Origin of the sequence: Dulcicalothrix desertica PCC 7102 (assembly GCF_003991905.1) — a bacterium.
In the GTDB taxonomy this organism is placed as follows: domain Bacteria; phylum Cyanobacteriota; class Cyanobacteriia; order Cyanobacteriales; family Nostocaceae; genus Dulcicalothrix; species Dulcicalothrix desertica.
In genome coordinates, this window is the sequence record NZ_RSCL01000002.1 from 140,153 (window position 1) to 160,310 (window position 20,158).

15 protein-coding genes, 1 tRNA gene and 1 pseudogene are annotated in these 20,158 nt (G+C 38.2%); 6 read left to right on the forward strand and 11 right to left on the reverse strand.

Features of this window, described 5'->3' with window-relative positions:
- Positions 1–4: 4 nt before the first annotated feature.
- Positions 5–1,126, reverse strand: a complete 1,122-nt coding sequence (locus DSM106972_RS04695; protein ID WP_127079347.1) for a site-specific integrase — start codon at positions 1,124–1,126, stop codon at positions 5–7.
- Positions 1,127–1,517: 391 nt separating this feature from the next.
- On the opposite strand from DSM106972_RS04695, the pseudogene DSM106972_RS04700 reads away from it, so the two are divergent.
- Positions 1,518–2,129, forward strand: a pseudogene (locus DSM106972_RS04700) (IS4 family transposase); the annotation flags it as partial.
- Between the two features lie 42 nt (positions 2,130–2,171).
- On the opposite strand, the gene DSM106972_RS04705 reads toward DSM106972_RS04700, so the two are convergent.
- The 4 genes from DSM106972_RS04705 to DSM106972_RS04715 all read right to left on the reverse strand — a co-directional run bounded on the left by DSM106972_RS04705 (position 2,172) and on the right by DSM106972_RS04715 (position 5,652).
- Positions 2,172–2,933 carry a hypothetical protein gene (locus DSM106972_RS04705; protein ID WP_186538786.1) on the reverse strand — a complete coding sequence of 254 codons (762 nt, stop codon included), beginning with the start codon at positions 2,931–2,933 and terminating at the stop codon, positions 2,172–2,174.
- Positions 2,934–3,187: 254 nt separating this feature from the next.
- Entirely contained in the window at positions 3,188–4,180 is a 993-nt protein-coding gene (locus DSM106972_RS04710; RefSeq protein WP_127079349.1) for a hypothetical protein, read from the reverse strand.
- A 337-nt stretch (positions 4,181–4,517) separates the two neighbouring features.
- Positions 4,518–4,644 (reverse strand) — tRNA-Phe (locus DSM106972_RS51175).
- Between the two features lie 141 nt (positions 4,645–4,785).
- A complete protein-coding gene (locus DSM106972_RS04715; RefSeq protein ID WP_127079351.1) occupies positions 4,786–5,652 on the reverse strand; it encodes an NAD(P)-dependent oxidoreductase in 867 nt (288 codons plus the stop codon).
- A 125-nt stretch (positions 5,653–5,777) separates the two neighbouring features.
- On the opposite strand from DSM106972_RS04715, the gene DSM106972_RS04720 reads away from it, so the two are divergent.
- On the forward strand, positions 5,778–6,662 hold the full coding sequence (locus DSM106972_RS04720) for a LysR family transcriptional regulator (protein ID WP_233787583.1): 885 nt from the start codon (positions 5,778–5,780) through the stop codon (positions 6,660–6,662).
- Between the two features lie 564 nt (positions 6,663–7,226).
- Here DSM106972_RS04720 and DSM106972_RS04725 read toward each other — a convergent pair.
- Both DSM106972_RS04725 and DSM106972_RS04730 read right to left on the reverse strand, forming a co-directional pair.
- Positions 7,227–7,682 (reverse strand): hypothetical protein, encoded by a 456-nt coding sequence (locus DSM106972_RS04725; RefSeq protein ID WP_233787866.1) that lies wholly within the window; start codon positions 7,680–7,682, stop codon positions 7,227–7,229.
- 178 nt (positions 7,683–7,860) lie between these two features.
- Positions 7,861–8,307, reverse strand: a complete 447-nt coding sequence (locus DSM106972_RS04730; RefSeq protein WP_127079357.1) for a cupin domain-containing protein — start codon at positions 8,305–8,307, stop codon at positions 7,861–7,863.
- A gap of 338 nt (positions 8,308–8,645) precedes the next feature.
- Here DSM106972_RS04730 and DSM106972_RS04735 point away from each other — a divergent pair, with 338 nt between their 5' ends.
- Entirely contained in the window at positions 8,646–10,943 is a 2,298-nt protein-coding gene (locus tag DSM106972_RS04735; RefSeq protein ID WP_127079359.1) for a site-2 protease family protein, read from the forward strand.
- A gap of 87 nt (positions 10,944–11,030) precedes the next feature.
- Here the strand turns inward: DSM106972_RS04735 and DSM106972_RS54770 are convergent, their stop codons facing one another.
- The 3 genes from DSM106972_RS54770 to DSM106972_RS04755 form a co-directional block, all read right to left on the reverse strand.
- On the reverse strand, positions 11,031–11,342 hold the full coding sequence (locus DSM106972_RS54770) for a CTB family bacteriocin (protein WP_325052154.1): 312 nt from the start codon (positions 11,340–11,342) through the stop codon (positions 11,031–11,033).
- A gap of 4 nt (positions 11,343–11,346) precedes the next feature.
- Complete coding sequence (locus DSM106972_RS04745) at positions 11,347–12,861, reverse strand: group II intron reverse transcriptase/maturase (RefSeq protein ID WP_127079361.1); 1,515 nt, start codon at positions 12,859–12,861, stop codon at positions 11,347–11,349.
- A 1,432-nt stretch (positions 12,862–14,293) separates the two neighbouring features.
- Entirely contained in the window at positions 14,294–16,117 is a 1,824-nt protein-coding gene (locus DSM106972_RS04755) for a hypothetical protein (RefSeq protein WP_127079363.1), read from the reverse strand.
- A gap of 233 nt (positions 16,118–16,350) precedes the next feature.
- On the opposite strand from DSM106972_RS04755, the gene DSM106972_RS04760 reads away from it, so the two are divergent.
- The 3 genes from DSM106972_RS04760 to DSM106972_RS04770 all read left to right on the forward strand — a co-directional run bounded on the left by DSM106972_RS04760 (position 16,351) and on the right by DSM106972_RS04770 (position 17,596).
- A complete protein-coding gene (locus tag DSM106972_RS04760; protein ID WP_233787867.1) occupies positions 16,351–16,827 on the forward strand; it encodes a hypothetical protein in 477 nt (158 codons plus the stop codon).
- 83 nt (positions 16,828–16,910) lie between these two features.
- Positions 16,911–17,234 carry a hypothetical protein gene (locus DSM106972_RS04765; RefSeq protein ID WP_325052148.1) on the forward strand — a complete coding sequence of 108 codons (324 nt, stop codon included), beginning with the start codon at positions 16,911–16,913 and terminating at the stop codon, positions 17,232–17,234.
- A gap of 59 nt (positions 17,235–17,293) precedes the next feature.
- On the forward strand, positions 17,294–17,596 hold the full coding sequence (locus tag DSM106972_RS04770) for a hypothetical protein (RefSeq protein ID WP_325052155.1): 303 nt from the start codon (positions 17,294–17,296) through the stop codon (positions 17,594–17,596).
- A gap of 44 nt (positions 17,597–17,640) precedes the next feature.
- On the opposite strand, the gene DSM106972_RS04775 is transcribed toward DSM106972_RS04770, so the two are convergent.
- Positions 17,641–20,158, reverse strand: a 2,518-nt coding sequence (locus DSM106972_RS04775) for a PAS domain-containing hybrid sensor histidine kinase/response regulator (RefSeq protein WP_233787868.1), incomplete at its 5' end; no start/stop codon positions are given.

A 20,158-nucleotide genomic window follows, 5' to 3' on the forward strand; every position in this document is an offset into this window, starting at 1 on the left:
ACCTTTAGGTTACAGGACTATCCATAGATACTAATGTACCAGCATAGTGTTTCATAATGACTTCAGGACTATTACCAACCCACTTAGCTAGTAATGCCACAGGAACACCTGCCTCTAGTGCCATAGTGATGTAAGTATGTCTGGTGTTGTAAGGGCATCTATAGCGCTCTACCAGAGGTGTTCTGACTACTCCTTTGTACTTACTAGTACCTTTCCAGATATTCCGAGTAAACTTAGACATGTTAATAGGTTTGCCATTAGGTCTAGGGAACACTAAACTAGTGCTGGAGTAACTACTAGGTCTGATATTTAACAATATCTCTCTAAGTACCTGGTTACATGGGAACTTCCTACTACGGTGAGTCTTGGTATCAGTCCAAACATCAAACTGACTGTCATAGGATGTATCAAAGGTTATCACAGAGCAGTCAGAGCTAACCCTATCCCATCTCAAAGCTACTGCCTCACCCGGTCGGCAACCAGTCAGAAATAGGAAACTAACAAAGTTGGTATAGTAATGGTGATAAGGATGTACTGAGAATGCTTCTATAATAGAGTCTCTTTCTAGCCTAGAAAAGGGGTCAATAGCCTTAGCTGACTTGGGTACTTTTATATCAGATGCCATACCATCAAAGGGGTTACTAAGTACTAACTCGGACTTCATAGCCCATCGACAACAGGCACTAAGGTAGGTAAGTAGTCTTTTAGCTGTATCAGGTGTTTTAGTCTTAACTATGTGGTTTCGGATAGCTACTGCATCAGATAAGTCATGACTAGGTAATGCTTTGATATGGTTGTACCACTTAACTTGGTAGTGTTTGCGGTAAGTAGTAGCTGCTACCTGAGACTGCTTAAACTCTGCATACTGTTGCCAAAGTTCCACTAAGTTAACCACCATTTGGAGGGTATTTATGGTAGGTCTGAATGCTGTTTTGTAGCTGTCAATATCACATTTGCCACCTCTGAGGTCATTTTCTATACTCCATGCTACTACTTGTACTCTTTTGTAGTTCTCTGGGGTATCCACTAGACCAGTACTAATGTATCTAGAACTAACCCGCAATGACCTAGGTAGTATTAGTCTTAGTTTGCCCCTATCTATGCCTATGCCAACATTGAAACTCATATCAAACCTTACTAACCATATACTAACCAAATGGCTGTTTTAGGCTGCTAGAAGGGGTCTGAAATGCCTGTAGTACCGTCCCTGAGCCTGCACAAAGGACTTTCGTCTGCTCTTGCCTTCCTATGGAAGCATACAGCGAATAACCCAAATTCCCAAAATTAAACAATTAATCTTGTAACATGAATCTTGTGGGATGGGCATCCTTGCCCGTCCCATTATTCATAAAGTATCGAGGTTGATAAAGAGACAGTTGGCTACATTTATATGTTGTTGCTCATACCCTTTACCTAATTTAATAACTATTTACTTTGCTGCGTTCTGATAAATCTGGAATCGTAAGTCCTTTGTTTATATGTTAAACATTAATAGTCGTTTTGCTATACCTGGTCATAAAAAGGGCGCCACTCGACAGAAAGTTCGTGTAATTGAATATATTGTTGAAGAGAATGGAGTAGAAAAGGTTTACCGTTTGATAACTGATTTAATGGATGTTGTGACTTTTCCAGCTTTGCTTTTAGCACGTGAATACCATCAACGTTGGGAAGCAGAAAATACTTTAGATGAATTAAAAGTTCATTTGAATGGTCGCAAAACACCTATACGCTCTAAAAACCCTCGTGAAGTAATTCAGGAAATTTATGGTTGGTTGCTAGGACATTACTGTATACGTTCTTTGATGTTTCAAAGTGCTACGGTTGCTGGTATCTCTCCTTTACGCTTAAGCTTCACTGGAAGCCTACAAGTTTTGAAGCGCGCGGTTCCAGAGTTCCAGAAAATTAAAAATAAAACTGATTTAGAACTAGTTGATATATACTATAGCTGGTTAATTTGGGAAATTTCAGACTTAGAAATACCACCACCACAGCAGAGAAGTAATCCAAGAGTAGTGAAAAAAACTCGTTGTAAATTTAAGAGTAAAAAGCGACATCATCGAGGTAATGGTACTACTAAACAGCAGTTATCTTTTAAAGTTTTTAAAACTGTTGCTACTAGTTGTGCATAGTGCTAAGTGCGTGCGTAGACAATCCAGTTCATAAAAGGAATTTCAGTCTTCATACCAAGCATCGATTTGTTCCATTGTTCTCATAAAGTCTTTATCCTCTGGGGTTAAGTTTTCGGTGGGTATGTCTTTTAGATAAACACAATATTTTATACATGCGTTTATTATATCATTTTTCTCCCTACGCTCCGGTGATAACTGCTTGATTGATTCAAAAGCAATTTTCGCAGTTTCTCTATCTCCCAACATTTTTAACCATATCGTTTGTGGACTATCTTCCAATTGGTCGATAATCACAATCCCCAACCGAAATATTGGAGCAAGTCGATATACACCTACACCATATTCAGTTGCTGATTGAGCGTTACAATATCTCAAAAGTTTTTCACTGCAATTTACCGTGAGAATCCAGGTAAATGGGTTTTGATTTTCAATTTGTTGTTTTGCTTCTTTCGACAGTCTTTGAGAACTTGTTAATTGTAGTTTGTTTTTGGCGCCTTCTATTAGTTCTTTTTGCTTTCTATCCCAGTACAGATTTTTGCGGGTTATGGATTTATTAATGTCTGTTTCTTCTAAGTACGAACTATAATGCTCGATAACTAGTGTTGGGTGTTCTTGCATTAACTGGTCAAATAAACCTAAATTTTCAGAAAGCCACCCGGCTTTTTCTCGCTCTGCCATAAACATCAAATCTATTTCCAGGTCTTCATCGTTACGGACTTGGATATTTTGCAGAGTATCACCTTTGGTTTTATATAATGATTGGATATAAAACTTAAAGAAGCGGTCGTGTTTGTACTGAGCCATTTCAATTTATTTAGCCCTTAGCAAAGCTTTCATGTTGTGACAGTTATTTTCACTTTCTATGAGAGGAATTAATTTCTGGAAAGAGATTATAACCAAAATTAAACTTTCCTCACATCAGTAACCGATGTCATTTTGATGTAATTTTGGCTTCGTTATCGACTCGTTGTAGAGACGCGAGGAACCGGAGCGTCTCTACCGAAACGGACTTTTGGATCAGAATGTCCTCATCTGGAGTTAAGCACGGCAGTGAGCGTTCAGACTTTTTCGATCCCAGAGAGCCATTCTTCCATCTCACCAAGTTGTTGCCAATTAAACATTCTTACCATGAACTCATCAAGTTGCTGATTGTTTAGCTCTTCGAGTTGACTAGCTATTTGTGGTGTCAGAGCCGATGACCCAAATTTGAATTCAATTATATTAGTTGCTGCCTCAATCTTGCCTTCAGTCTTGCCTTCAGTTTTGCCTTCTAACCTAGCCTTGCTCATTTCGGCTTCGTACCAAGCATCGATTTGTTCCATTGTTCTCATAAAGTCTTTATCCTCTGGGGTTAAGTTCTCGGTGGGTATGTCTTTTAGATAAACACAATATTTTATACATGCGTTTATTATATCATTTTTCTCCCTGCGCTCCGGTGATAACTGCTTGATTAATTCAAAAGCACTTTTCGCTGTTTCTCTACCTCCCAACATTTTTAACCATATCGTTTGTGGACTATCTTCCAATTGGTCAATAATCACAATTCCCATCCGCAAAATTGGTGGTAGTCGATATACACCTTTTCCTAAGTCAGTTGCCTTTTGAGCGCAACACATTTTCAAGAGTTTTTCACTGCAATTTACCGTGATAATCCAAGTAAATGGGTTTTGATTTTCTATTTGTTGTTTTGCTTCTTTTGATAATCTTTGAGTATTTGCTGATTTCTGTTGGGTTTTGGCACCTTCTATCAGTTCTTTTTGCTTTCTATACCAGTACAGATTTTTGCGGGTTATCGATTTATCAATATCTGTTTCTTCTAAGTACGAACTATAATGCTCGATAATTAGTGTGGGATGTTCTTGCATTAATAAATCGAATAAACCTAAGTTTTCAGAAAGCCATCCGGCTTTTTCTCGCTCTGCCATGAACATTAAATCTATTTCCAGGTCTTCATCGTTACGGACTTGGATATTTTGCAGAGTATTCCCTTTAGTTTTATATAATGATTGGATGTAAAACTTGAAGAAGCGGTCGTGTTTGTATTGAGACATTTCAATTTATTTAGCCCCTGCCGTAGCTCTCATGTTGTGATAGTAATTTTCACTTTCTATGAGAGGAATTAATTTCTGAAAAGAGATTATAACCAAAATTAAACGTTCCTCACATCAGTAACCGATGTAATTTTGATGTAATTTTAAGCTTCGTTATCGACTCGTTAAATATGGTCGTCCACTCAAGGCAGAAATGAGTTGTAGCCAATTAAACATTGCCACTATCAAGTCATCAAGTTGCTGACGCTTAATGACATTATAGGCGCCTGCACTGTTAGAGGATGTTCTAAAATACCACTAGGCATACATAATATTACATTGTAGTACATAATTAAAGGTGGTGGAGCAGGATTTGAACCTGCAACTACGCGATTTTCAGTCGATAACCCTCATTCTGTCGTCCTGTGAAGGCAAAAAAGTGAACAAGGAATTTTACGTGCCTCTACCAATTGGGCTATCCACCACATAAATTTGATATTTCAGTGCTATGAGTATACATTAGCCTTGATTCATTCCCCTAAGCAACTTTTAATATAAATGTCTAGAATGCATTACATAAATTTAGAGACGTGATAAATCGCGTCTCTACAATGCGCCATTACCTTTTAAATAAAAAGCCGAGCAACACCTGTAATATTATTACCTCCATACCCAAGCTTAATAGCATCTAAATAAATATTATGAATAGCTGTAGACACAGGGGTTAGAGCATCTACTTCCCGCGCGCTTTGCATAACATAGCGAAAATCTTTCTCAGCTAAATCGATAGGAAACATCGGCGCATGATTCTCTGTCAACATTAAATTCGCCGCGTTCTTTGCTGCTAAACTCATAACTGGTAATTCACTAAGACATTGAATTGCTTTTTCTAACTCTAATCCGTTTTTCATTAGCATCCCTATAACTTCTGCTAATGCTGCGACCTGAATACCAAATAGTGCATTGACAGCAAGTTTCATTGCCATTCCCTGTCCAATATCTCCTACATGATGAATTACCAAACCACCTGCGGACAAAAGTATATGTTCAGCTTGCTTTAAGGTTTCTGCTTGACCTCCAACTATATATATAAGTTTTCTTGCATCCGCTTGGGGACGAGAACCAATAACTGGAGCATCAAGAAATGCTACGCCACGACTCGATAATAACGGCGCCAATTCTTTCACCCAACTAACAGTCAAAGTACTTGACTCAATCGCAATTGCATCTTTGCGAAGTCCTAATATGGCGCCAGTTTCTGTATCTAACCAAATTGTACGCGATGCATCACTGTCTGTAACCATGCTAATAACAATATCCGCTTGTTCGGCAGCTTCTCTGGGTGTTGCTGCATAACTAGCTCCCAGCTTTTGTAAGGGTTTGACTTTATCTTCTGTGCGATTATAAACAACTACCTGGTAATTGGCATTGAGTAGGTTTTCTACCATTCGAGAACCCATTGCCCCTATTCCTAACATTGCTACTTGACTCATAATAAATAATTCCTCTAACTGACAACACTGTAGCTCCTGCAAAAGCAGCAATAAAGAGCAATTTATGAATTACTTTCGTGCATTTTTTACATGAATCGCCTATCATTCAATACATGGACATATCTGTGCTGGAAATTTTTGTAGAAGTTATGCGACAGGGTAGTTTTGCTGCTGTCGCACGTGAACGCAATATTGACCCATCTTCTGTTTCCCGAACTATTGCGGGTTTGGAGTCAGAAATTGGTGTAAGGTTATTTCAGAGAACTACACGACAACTGGCGCCAACCGAAGCTGGCATTACCTATTTTCAAAGAGTTGAGCCACTTGTTGAAGAGATGCAACAGGCAATTATTGCAGCGAAGGATATTTCTGGACAACCAAAGGGAACTCTGCGCGTTACCGCTTCTGTCTCATTCGGACTTAAATGCATTGTGCCTTTATTACCTAAGTTTGAAGCAATGTATCCAGAACTGACAGTAGAACTTTTACTTACAGATGCTGTTGTAGATTTGTTTGCCGAAAGAATTGATGTTGCTGTTCGTCTTGGACAACTAGCTGACTCTACCTTAATTGCTCAACAACTGATGCGAACTCGTTATTTGGTTTGTGCTAGTCCAAATTATTTACAGCAATGGGGACAACCGAAAACTCCAAGCGATGTTGAGCAACATAATTGTCTTCTTTTTCCACTGGCAGGTTTTAGAACAAGATGGATATTTAAGGATAAAGATGCAGATATAAAAGAAATTTCAGTTCGTGGACGTACTATCATTTCTAACGCACTCGCACTTCAACAATGTGCGCGTGCAGGAATGGGTTTAGCGTTACTTCCTCACTGGCTAATTCATAAAGATGTAATTGATGGTAAACTTTTAAACCTGTTTCCAGATTTCCAAGTTACAGCAACAGACTTTAACACAGCAGCTTGGCTGGTTTATCCTTCTCGTGCTTATATTCCTCTTAAAGTTCGTATATTTACTGATGAAATTAAAAAACACATGTTAATCTAATGACAATAAAAATGGGAATACTAAGCATAGTTTGCTCTTTAACATTGCTATGCAATATATTCTCTACCCCATCGCTATTTTGGTGCTTTTCGCTGCTATCAACTATTTAGTGGCGTTTTTGTTTATTTTCAAGTCTGTTTTTCGGCACCCTAAATACGATATCATTAATAGTAAACAAGTACCAGTATACCTCGAACAACTATTTAAAGGCCTCCCACGAAATTTACCACCGTGGAATAAATTATTTCTGATTCGGCGAACAGCAGTAAGTAAGCATTTTAAAATTGGCTCTTTTCCATCCCAAAGACTAATTTTACTCCAAGAAAGGCTACCGTCAATCGCAGAGCGGACAATTCAAAATGCTAGCTGAACTAGAGTTTTGACGGCGATAAAAACGCGAAAAACTTGTTCTATAAGATTTGGGCATTTGTACTAAATAAAAGATGGCAAGATTTACACCGTATTTATATGTTGCTTGTGAGGTAACGGTAGCTTCAGATGTAGGGGTGTCGGTAATTTGAGGCACTCTAAATAAGGGTTGAGGACTGGTTAAAGTCCCTGATGCTAAAACGTTATTCTTGGTTGTCCTTGTCCATCAGACCAACCCGAACGATGACCTCGCATATATTCAGTTTCCTGTCCCGGATAGTTTTCTGGACGTCCTTTTGAACCGCAATAACCATCGCGATGTCCCGCTTGATAGGCAAAAGATTCTTGTTGATTGGAGTTTGAGTTTCGAGCATGACTCGAACTAACATAGGCTAATGCTCCAATGAAGAATCCGCTTAAAGCTAGTATAGCGATGAGTTGAATGGATTCAGCGTCAATACCCGAATCGTTTTTTGGATGTGCTGTCGAACCGCTAAAACTATCGCGATGTCCCGCTTGTGAGACATCCGATTCTTGTGGACTGGAGTGTAGAGCATAACTCGAACCAGCAAAGGCAAATGTTCCAGCAAAGAATGTGCTTAAAGCTAGTGTAGCTGCGATGACTTTGTTCTTCATAATATTAAGTCTCATTTGTAGTTAATAATGTTAAGAAAGCTGATATATTCTTACACCTGAAATTCATGTAAAACTTCAGTTGTTGATTTTATCGAAGGTCAAGATTGTTTTTACTTGTTGATAGTTAATAGATTTATGCAAATTCAACTTATGCAGAGAACTGATAATTTCAGGGTAAAATACTTTAACAAAACTAAGTTTCCAACGTTGGGTCATAGGGTACAACTTTCTCTTTTTGATCTGGGTCGTTGCGCGCGGCTAGCACATAAACTGGCTCTGTTGCGCTCAAATTCCGTGGTTGATGCGGAACACCAGGGGGAGTAAAAATAAAATCCCCAGTTTCACACACTTGGCATTGCTTGAGTCCTTGCCCATAACAAATTTCAACTTGACCCTTAAGCAAATAAATTGCTGTCTCATGCTCTGGGTGGAAGTGTGGTTCAGCAATACCACCAGGAGGAATAATCGTTAAATACATGGCAATTCTAAGAGCGCCTGTTGTACTTGCACAAATACCAACAAAACCAGGCAAACTTTGGCTGTTGAGCGTTTCTGCATCGGGACGTACAATAATTAGTTCTGTTGGCTTTTGATCAAGTTGACCATAGGAATCATGATCAGATACTGTTTTTTCTATCATTACAAACTCTCATAAAGATAATTTGAGACCTCCTCAAATAATTCACGCGCGTAAAAATTAACTTATGCAGGCGCCGCTCCGTTAGTTTTGTTTTAGTCCTGGGTATCCTAACTGTATAGAATAATCATTCTCAGTTAAAAACTATACAGGAATATATGACTACATACTGCCGCGACCAAGCTAGAGAAGAATTAACACAGCAGCTTGGCTAGTTTATACGAACCGTGCTTATATTCCTCTTAAACTTCGTATATTTACTGATGAAATCAAAAAACACATGTTAATCTAATGACAATAAAAATGGGAATACTAAGCATAGTTTGCTCTTTAACACTGCTATGCAATATATTCTCTACCCCATCGCTATTTTAGTGCTTTTAGCTGCTATCAACTATTTAGTGGCGTTTTTGTTTATTTTCAAGTCTGTTTTTCGGCGCCCTAAATACGATATCATTAATAGTAATCAAGTACCAGTGTACCTCGAACAACTATTTAAAGGCGCCATTTCTGAACTAGAGGAATTTGGTTTTAAAGCGTGTTGCTATATACAAGTAGAACCTATAATTCAAATTCACCCACCAACAATGGTAGAAATACTGTTGTATAACCAAGCGCTAAAGTCGTATGCAAAAGTAGGAATTCGCTATCCGTTGGAAGCTGTTAATTTATTTGATATTGAATTTTATACATTTTTTCAAGACGGTAGTTTATTATTGACGATGAATGGTAAAGCTGATGGAGTATTTGGTGAAACGCCTAACTTTACTATTCAAGATCCTTACACAGCAGAAACTCTGGTACAATGGCAGTTACATCAAGATACTGTCGAAAAAATAAATATAACAAAACCTGCAATTGGTTTATCTCCTGATAAATTTGCCACAGCTTTAGAAAAGTTTAGCAAGAAACATTTAGATTATTTATTTAAAGCAGGCAAACTACGATTAGTTAGAGAAAAAGAATATAGTCCTACATTACAAGTTGCATGGAAAGTTGCTAAGAAATTAGTTGATGGAAAACATAAAGTTACAAAAATTCTCAACCAACGCTTATTAGCAGCTAAAACTAATCCTGAAATGCGGGTTGATATTCCTGTCGAACTGGAGGTTGAAGGGTTTAAGCGTGCAGAAAGTCAGAATAAGGGACTGGTTGATGGTAAATTTCGTGCTTGGATGCTATTTATAAGTTTTGGTTTGTTTGTAGCATCTTTTATGCACATGTTTGAAATACATCGCTTGGCAATTTTTGTGCTGGTGATAATGCTACACGAAGCTGGACACCTAATTGCCATGCAGTTATGCGGTTATCGTGATACTTCAATGTTATTTTTACCCTTTTTAGGCGCCGTTGCAACAGCAAGTCAGAAATATGATACTACACTTGCTCAGAATGTCTGGGTTTTACTTGCTGGACCTTTGCCTGGATTAATTTTGGGAATCTTTTTGGCTTTTATCTCTGGTAGTACTAGTGATTTATTTTGGGTCCAAGACACTGCTTGGATGTTAATTGGTTTAAATTCAATAAATTTACTGCCTATTTATCCACTTGATGGTGGTAAAATAGCAAATTTACTTGTGTTTTCACGCTTTGCTTATATTGATGTCTTATTTAAATTATTTGGTTTAATTGTATTAGGATGTCTCTCTATTTCTCAACCTATATTATTGATATTTGTTATTTTAACATCTTTAAGTATACCTCAGAGCTTTCGTGCAGCTAAAGCCAATTCTAAATTACAGCGACTGCTTAAACAGAGTAAACCCAGTAATCAAGATAATCTGATTAATAATATTTATATATATTTTCAAGAATTGGGGTATAATAAATTACCTGTCGCTACTAGAAATTTTCTGGTTAAAGATATAATTCGACGTTATAACGAATCACAGGGTAAATGGATAACGCGAATTTCTTTAATTTTTCTTTACTGCGGTAGTCTCCTTGGGGGATTAACGGGTTCTTTGTATGCAATATCACCACGTGCAGTTATAAGTCAAATTCCACATATGTTCGAGAAACCACAGCAGCGACGCGAACGTTTTCTCAGTATGCAGAAGCATGAAATTGAAAAAGCAACAGCAATATTACAAAAAAACCCTAATGATATAAATGCATACATAAAACGTGCTAAAGCATTTAAAACACTGCGAGACAATAAAGGCGCCTTGGCAGACTACAATCAAATTGTGCGATTACAACCGAATCATACTCAACATCGTTTTACCCGTGCTTATTTAAATTCTCAACTAGGCAATATCAAAGCTGAAATACAAGAATACGATGATTTATTAAAGCTAAATCATCAACCTCATTTTATTTACTATCAACGGGCAGAAGCTAGAACAAAGTTACGCGATTATCAAGGCGCCATTGCCGATTATAATGAAGTTATTAAACTTAAGCCTAAAATCGCTTGGAATTATATTAACCGTGGTTATGTTCGTATTCAGTTGAAAGATTACAAAGGCGCCTTAGCTGATGCAAACAAAGCAATACAACTCGAACCTCAACTACATGACGCTTATGCATTGCGAAGTCAAGTGCATAGCAAGTTAGGAAATTCTAAAGCTGCTAATACAGATAAACAAAAGGCAATAGCACTTGAACAAGTTTGGGAAGAAACACGGCAAGATTAAAAGTAATAAAAAATGGCGCCTATATCTATAATTAACATAGGCGCTGTGCAAAATTATACCTAAGTGATTAGGGTTTGAAAACTTTTATTATTTAACAGCAATTGCTTGACCAGCAGTACTGATAATTTCTTGTAGGTTAGTTACAGAAGCTGTGTAGCTACCACCGGGGCCAGTAAAGGTTTGTTGTCCTACAGTTAAATTCTTTTGTGAAAAGGTGTTTGATGCATCCGACGCAAACCCACCGATATCACCTAAGCTAATCGCTAAACCACCAGCTACAGTATCAAGTTCATCATTAGATAATTCAACTGCATTAAGGTAGAGTCGATGCCCGGTATTATCCGGGGCACCTCTCTGTTCGATCTGGACGTACCCGTTTCCGTGTATCCAGCTCTCGATATTCTTAACTTGCGTTTTTGCTCATATGAACATATTGGTGACAGGATTGATGAATAACAATTAGATTTTTGGTTTTCCAATTGTTATGATTCCCATCTATATGATGTAAGTGTACTCGTTCTTCGCTTGTAAACTTTAATCCGCAATGTCCACATGTATGGTTTTGCCTTTTTAAGACTTTAGAGGTTTCTCCGTCGTAGAGCTTACTATTACGTTCGCTCCAGTACGCCAAATCTCCATCAAAAGGTGATTTATTGCCTTTGACATTGACATATTTGTTTTCAGAGTAAGAAACCGTTGGGAACGCTTTATCTAGTAATTTCTTGCTAGAATATCGGTCTTGTTTAGCTTCTTTATTAAATACCTTGTATGTTCTATTTTGTAGATGGTATAGTGAGAACCGCGACCCATCCATTTTACAGAACTTATGGTAATTTCTCCATCCCCTAACTATTGGTGATAACTTAAGAGCTTTCACCTTAGAACCATAATTCGAGTTGTTAACAATAGCTTTTACCTTCTTACGGAACTTTTTATAGTTATCCACTGAGGGGGTACTTCTAAATTTACCGTTGCTTTGCACTTTAAAGTGCCAGCCGAGGAAGTCAAATCCATCTGTCGTAGCGGTCAACTTTGTCTTGTTTTCACTTACCTTTAGTCCTCTTGCTTCTAAAAACTGGCTAATTTTTTCAAGTATTTGTGTTGCATCGTCGTTAGGTTTAAGGATTATGACCATATCATCTGCATAGCGTACTGATTGGTGGATTTCCTCTATTCCATTGAGAGCAATGTTAGCTAAGAGTGGACTCACAACACCACCTTGGCAAGTACCTTGTTCTGGAAATTCAGGGTTTATTCCTGCTTTTAGACAGCGAAAAATTCCTGATTTGATGCCCACTGGGGCTATAAGGTTGTTCATAATTGTGGTGTGTGAAATCCTATCAAAACACTTTTCAATATCCAGTTCTATGACTCGTTTATTGATTCCATTTCTATCAGATTTGAGGTTTAAGAACAGGATTTTCTGGGCATCATGTGCCGAGCGTCCTGGTCGGAAACCGTAGCTGTTTGCATGGAATAGTGCTTCATGTGCTGGTTCTATTACAAATTTTGCGAGACATTGCCAAGCTCTATCTGCGATAGTAGGAATTTTAAGCAATCGAGTAGTAAATCCATCTTTTTTAGGGATTGGAATTGCTCGTAACTTTTGGTGTTTCCAATCATTACTTTTTGCTTTTAGTAGTTCAAGAAGTTCAAAACGTTCCTTAAATGTAAGGGATTTTTTACCATCTATTCCTGCCGTTTTCTTTCCAGCATTTAACTGTGTTACTTGACGGATAGCCAGTAATTTAGCCGCGTTGGATTTCAGAATAAGTTTTTGTAGGGACTTCGCTTTTCGCATGTCACCAACTCGAACCGCTTTGAACACTCTTCTTTGTAGGCGGAAAATGTTCGCCCGGAATTTCTTCCAGGGTAGTGATTTCCAAGATTCACTGATATTTCTATCGTGTCCAATCATGCTCTGCTCCAAGTTGTGTTTTCTGAACACCTTGCGAAAGTTACTTCGCATCCTACCCGACATACAGGGGTTCCGTACTTCGTCCTACCTACTGTGGGTTCGACCTTCTCACAGACCTTTATATCGTTTTTATTCGTTCCATCCCTTGATTATTTTGATGGTTTAGGGCAGTCCATTTTGCCTATCCTCTTCTCAGAGATTACAGCTATTACGAAAACGATGCTGTGAGAGTATAGAGGATGAAGTCTACATCTTTTGTTCAGGTTGTAGCTTTGAGTTAAGACACTTTTCTAGGACTTGTTTACCCATGCCATCCCCCCTTTAGCGCCAGTGTTGTCACCTGCTTGTTTTACAACTGATTGCGCCCTGTTCCCAGCTTTAGCCTCCGAAAACCGAATTCGGTCACTCTGGGCAGATAGGGAGTCACGTATCTCTTAACGGGTGGGACTTGCTGTTCAGCGGTTACTATGCTCACCCACATCAAAGGAACAGTTATATATTTTGAAAGTGGCTTTCAAAACATATTCTAGTTATACGTCCCTAGTTGCTAGGGGTTCCCACTAGAAACGAACCGCACTTTCGTTACTCATTACTTTATCTCCGTTAAGTATATTTGTTAGATGTGAAAGAAAAGCAGCGAAGTAAGCTGTTTGCTTTCATGTCCACATAATATAAAATTTGCTTGTCCAGATACATCGGAATAAAGCTGGAATTACGGCAATGCTTTTTGTTGAGGAGCGCATCCTACTAAAGTTGGAGAAGTGTTTAATATAAATGTTTGAGGACCTCATCTCTGGCGCCCAGAACCGCGTTCTTTTCTGATAGCTTTAACTGCCGTTACTTGGTCTGAACGCGAGAGCATCAAAAATACAGTTAACTTCAATTTCATAGATATATAAATTTATACATGTTCATACATCTCTTCTAAAATTTAGATACATAAGTTGTGTGCTTTGCATGAAGCGGATTATACCCATGATATAGTAGTATATACCAGTTGCTATTTTGAAAATTTAGAAACCTGGAATATACGTTGATATCATGTAATAAAAATAAAGATTTTGCTCCCGAAACCAGGTTTTTTTGTTTCTTTGCGTCAAAATAACAATGTAAACTTATGAATTCAAACAAAGCTAGCATTAAACATATTTATATCGACGGGCAAGAAATATTATTTATTTTAGATTGAATTTGGATATCTCAAATGTGAACCATTGGTTCACATTTGGATTGGTCGATTAGTTACAGGCGCCTCAAATACCCTATTTGTACTGGAATAGGTATTGTTGTTTGCAAACGTACAAAGTTAGCCACGTGAGTGGTTAATTTTACTATATGGCTAATTTATGATAGGCGCCTTTATAGCAGTCCTATATAATTTTTACGAATGATTTAGGACTGCTATATCACCTCCTGAGTGTAACTAATAAATTTACTGTGCCAAAAAATCGACTGTAAAATCCCAAGCGTCATCATCCCACCATGATTCGGAGATAATGTTTTCTACGTTATAGTTGCTACCTATGGAATTTTGATAAAGTTTTATACCAAGTGCTTCAGCAAATCTAATGTCATATTCGCGAAATATTTTTTTGATACTAGCGCTAACTCCATCAGGATATATATAGAAACAAACTAGTTCTTCTTCAGAGGAAATTGCAACTAGTTGACGCGCGATTATTATACCTTCTTTGTTTCGAGCATAGAGAACTTGTTTATTTATATCTAGGAGTACGGCAACTGCGGAGTCTGAGCATATTCCTCCAAGTCCTAAACAAGTCCCTACATAAGTACCTAGCTTTAATACTTCCAACGGTTCGCTTTCTAGCTTAATCTCAACGGCGCCTCGAAAGTCAACTAGTTCTGTATATTCAATTCCCTTCGTCCATAGATTAAGATTAATTTTGCTATGCTGTTTTAACCAAGTTTGTGTGAGGGGATGAGTTATTATATAATTTGGCTGGTTGTTCCAATAAGCTTTTAAAAACTTTCTAAAGCAACGGTTGTTTCGTTGAATAGTTCCAAGCATAGAGAGTGCGTGTTTGATATTCTCTTGTTTGGGGTTAACGTCAAACTCCCGTTTTAAGATATTAAGGGTCAGATTTTCTAATATATCAAGCTGAGTAAGTTGTATCTGTTTATATATTACTCCTAAACCGCGATTTATTTGCTGTTCGCTTAAAGAACGTTTTCCTTGTAGATAGTCTCGTATTTTGCGAGGAATGGGATTACTAAATTTTGTGTTGCATTGACTATTAATAAAATCGTAGGCATCTTTTAGAGATAATATAGTAATATCTTGAGTTATAATAGGATGATTGCTGAACGTTTTTACAATGCTTTCACTTATGGGAGTGCTAAGACTTCCTAATAACTTTGCAATTTTGAATAGTTTGTTGGGATAATTAATAAAGCATTGTAGGCTAAAATCGCTGAGATATTTAGTAATTGCTTCAATTCCTTCTGCAATTAACCAAGTATTATTGTCCAAGTGGCAAGCTTGTTCAAGATGTAAGAAGCTTGTATTTGGTGCATTGAGGAATAAGTCACGCGCTTTGGTGTCCAAATAATTAATAAAACTTATTATAACTTTAACAGCATGACTTTCTTGACTAAAAGGAGGTTGAGCTAAACGTTGCACCATTACGTGTGCATAAGGTAAATATAACTCAAGTTCTTGGATTTTATCCCAGTGCCAATAATACTGCTTTAAATCCTTTATCGCTTGACTCTGAAATTCTGGTTCGACTTCTCTTAGTAAAGTATCAATTACATCAACTTGTCCTCGAATAAATTCCCATTTAGCTTTTTGTAACTTAACCTGAGCATCATCACAATATAAATCAATGGCGAACAAATAAAAATATAGATATTCATTTTTTATATCATAAGCGTAATGCTGCCAATCAATATGCAAAATCATATCAATCAACCCTTCAAGCTTTCCACAGTCTTTCCAAATAGATAGATATTTTTTTTCTTCCCACTTCATCGCATTCCCAATATCAACCAGTCTCTCTACTGCTTCATCAGTGAACCATGCATCCTCATTCAAATCATGAAAACAGTGATAATCTGGCTGAAACTTAGAAGCTAACTTAAAACCAGCCAATATATAATCTACAGAAATTCCCTTTTTCAACGCTCCAAAGAAACAATAAAGCCAATAAGCATAATTTGATTCACCTGCTATCTCGTTGAAGCGTTCGATATCTTCTATTAATACTGACTTACTATAAATTTCCGTTTCAATCAATATAGTAGTAAAAATAAGGCGCCGTGAACCAGGTTGCTGGGCAATATCATACTATTATATAGCTTAGTGAGTTTTAATTATAAAAAATAGTACGTATAGCTAAATTTAAAGTAATGATAAATCGATTTGTGATTGTTTGGGGGTTAATAAGTACTCTTTGCATGGGCTTGGTTGTAAGTGGGCTTCTACTTAACTCGATTAGCTGGCGCCCAGCTGATTACAATAATATACTGATGTCGATTGCAATTTATTCGATTTATTGGGTCTTATTAGCAATTTTACAAGGGGCAGCACTTTTCTGGAAATTTCAAGATAAAGCAGTTGCCTATAAATGGTTTTTTACAACAAGCATAACTGGGTTTATCGTAATGTTTTTACATGACTTTATTATACTAAATGTAATGAAAACTGATACGAGAGGACAAGGAGTACTTATTCTGATATTGAGTCTGCCTATTTTAGCACTTTCGGGTGGGTTTATATTAGGTTTGGCTCAACTTTGGCTCATCCGAAATCGCTATAAACCCAATTTAGAAACAATTCCCCTAAACATTTTATGGCTGTTTCTCGGTGTTATTTCATGGGTAATTGGTTTTGCTGGTATGTATTTCGGTAGTTTTTTTCCCTTAATACTTCTTCTTTATTCTGTCGGAAGCATAATCAAAGGTTGGTTCATTAATAAGTATTTATGCTCATCGTTGACAAATTAAACTCTTGGAAACCGGGTTTTTTATTGGCGCCATACACAACCTAAAAGCTAAGATAAATATATACTGCATTCTATTTTCAAACTATGATTGATCCAAAATTGATGATAGAGCCTTCATATTGGTTAGAGACAGGCATAAAGCTTGAAAAAGTTAATAATCTTAATCTTTTTAGGCTTACCGATGAACTTCAAGCTCGTTCCGATGAGCTATTGGAGAAAACCAAGTCGGGTTTAATAACGAAAGAAGAAAAAGCAGAGTTAGATGGTATATCTCAATTAGCACAGATTTTTACCTATGCTAATTCCGTTTTAGCCGCTGAATCAAGATGGTTTCCAACGCAATCCGAAAAATTATCGCTCAAAGGGCAAAATACCTCTGTGAATACTGTCACTCTCCAGAATTCATAAATTCTGACCGTTTCACAGTAGATCATATCGTCCCGCAATCTCTGGGTGGGTCTGATAAAGTGCAAAATTTAGCTTTATGTTGTCGTCGTTGCAATGAGCGTCGTTACAACTTTACAGTCGGTATCGACCCAGAAACCCAGAAAGAAGAACCCCTTTTTAATCCTCGTACACAGCGATGGTCTGAGCATTTTATTTGGTCACAGGATGGTGTAAAAATTATTGGTGTAACTCCAACAGGTAGAGCTACTTGTAATCGACTTGATTTAAATGATGAACGCTTAGGTAGTCAGTTTATTCAACAATCTCGCCGTTTGTGGGTAAGTGTAGGTTGGCATCCTCCTGAAGATGACCCTATTTTATAGGTATTATTTTAATTTACTGCACAGGCAAGATGCCTGTGCTACAATTAATTTTTTTGGATGAGGTTTGTGAGGCTTGATATAACTGCGAGCAGTTCTGATGGTTCAACGGGTTTGGTGAGATACATTTGATAACCTGCTATCATTGCGCGTTTTCGGTCTTCTGCTCTTGCGTAAGCGGTAAGTGCAACCGCAGGTATTTTTCCACCTTTTTCTGAAGGTAGTGAGCGTATTTTGCGGATAAATTCATACCCGTCTTCGTCTGGCATACCGATGTCACTAATTAATATATCCGGCGCCTCTTGTGTAATTAAATTTAATGCATCGTGTGCGGAACCTGCGGTAATAACATTAGCTGAAGCATCTTCAAGTACACATCGTATCAGTTCACGAGCATCGGGTTCGTCATCGACTACGAGAATTTTTACCCCAGTAAGTGTTAATTGCTCGAAGTCATCAAACTCTTCGCTACTATTAGCTATATCACGATGCGCTTTGTTTTGTTCTGTTACATTGGGTATTACTGCGGCAATTGGTAATGATACTGTAAACGTGGTGCCCATTCCTTCGCCATCACTTTTTACTCGTACTGTACCACCGTGAAGTTCGGTAAGTCCTCGAACAATAGATAACCCAAGTCCTAAACCCCCATGTTTTCGTGTAATTGACCCGTCTGCTTGGCTAAATCGCTCGAACACATGCGGCAGAAATTCAGGCTTTATACCTAACCCTGTGTCAATAACGCTTATTTCCATGCGAGAGTCTACACGCTCTAAAACAATTTGCACTTTCCCGTTTCTAGGAGTAAATTTAATCGCATTGGCAAGGAGATTCCAAATAATTTGCTGCAAGCGCGCTGGGTCTCCTGATATTACACCAATAAATTGATCAAAAACCGTTTGTAATTGAACTCCCTTCGCTTCTGCTGACAAGCGTACTGTTTCAAGCGCTGCTTCGATAACACTTTTTATATCAAATTGCTGCACGTTTAACCGTATTTTACCGGAAATAATGCGGCTCATATCCAGAAGGTCTTCGATAAGCTGTGACTGCGCGCGAACGTTACGTTGGATCGTGTCTAATCCTTGCTGCATTCTCGCTGCATCTATATTACCTTTACGAATAATTTGTGACCAGCCAAGTATTGCATTAAGCGGTGTGCGAAGTTCGTGCGAAAGTGTCGCCAAAAATTCGTCTTTCATCTTTCCAACCCTTTCTGCCTCTGCACGAGCTGAACGCTCAGTTTCAAGAAGTTGCTCTCGCCGCTCCTGCTCTTGCTTTTCTGCATCTATATTTGTAATAGCAACTACTGCTGCTATCAGGTTGCCATCACGGTCTTTAATTGGCGCCCCCATTATCCGAACCCATGCTCTTGTACCATCGCCACGTTGATAATGATACTCATTTTGGTGTGACTCACCAGTAGCAAACACTTTGGCAAGGGGATACTCATGGCTTTCTGTTCTTCGTCCGTCCGCATGGTAGCTTTCCCATTCATGATAGGAATTATAATCATTTGAATAAAATACTGGATGGCGGAAAATTTCTTCTGTACGTTTGTTCGCCATGACAATTTTTCCGGATGGCGCCTCGGCAAGTACAACGGCGACAGGAATATTATTGAGTACAGCACGTAAGCGTACTTGCTCTCTTTCTAGTGCTTCTTCTGCTCGCTTGGCATCGGTCATATCTCGCATCACCTTACCATAGCCGCTAATTTCTCCCTTCTCATTATAAACCCCATAGGTCATACCCGAAATCCAAATTCGCGTGCCGTCTTGGCGCCGCATCCATCGGTCATTGCTTGCGCTTCCTGTTGTTTTCGCTTCTTCTAATTCTTGTTTGGGAATGTCTTTTTGTAAATCTTCGGGAGTAAAAATTATTGGTATTATTTCTTGGTTAATAAATTCGTGTTCCTCAAAGCCAAGTACTCGTCGTACACCTTCGTTCCAAGTTGTTGGGCACCCAAGGGTATCTGTACGATAAATAGCATGGTCGCGTACTTGCTCCACGAGTGTACGAAAGCGTTCTTCACTTTCTTGTAACTCTTCAAGGGCGCGTTTACGAACACTTATATCTTGAACTTCGATGACCGTCCCACGAATTTTACCTGCCGAGCGTATTGGGCTGGCAGTGTAAGCAACAGTGTAGAAGTGACCATCCTTGTGAACAAATACCTCCTCACCTTGCTCCTGATTATTTTCTGGAAATGCGCGGTCAATAGGACATTCTTCGAGAGGGTAATGACTACCATCAGGGCGAGTATGATGAATAATATTGTGTAGTGTCCGACCTCGTACTTCATGCAACGAAAACCCAGTAAGTTCCTCAGCAGCAGGGTTCATAAACACACAGTGCTGATGTTCGTCCATAATAAACAGAGCAACAGAAGCGTTATCGGTTATAGCTTTAAGAAGAAGACGCTGTTCTTCGGCTGCTTCAATTGCTTCTTTACGCTCGGTAACATCTATTGCGGCGCCGTAAATTAACTCATATCTTGCACCTGGAAATTTGAATGTCAAAACCGTAACTACGTGCAAGGTGAATAAAACGCTGAATATGAAG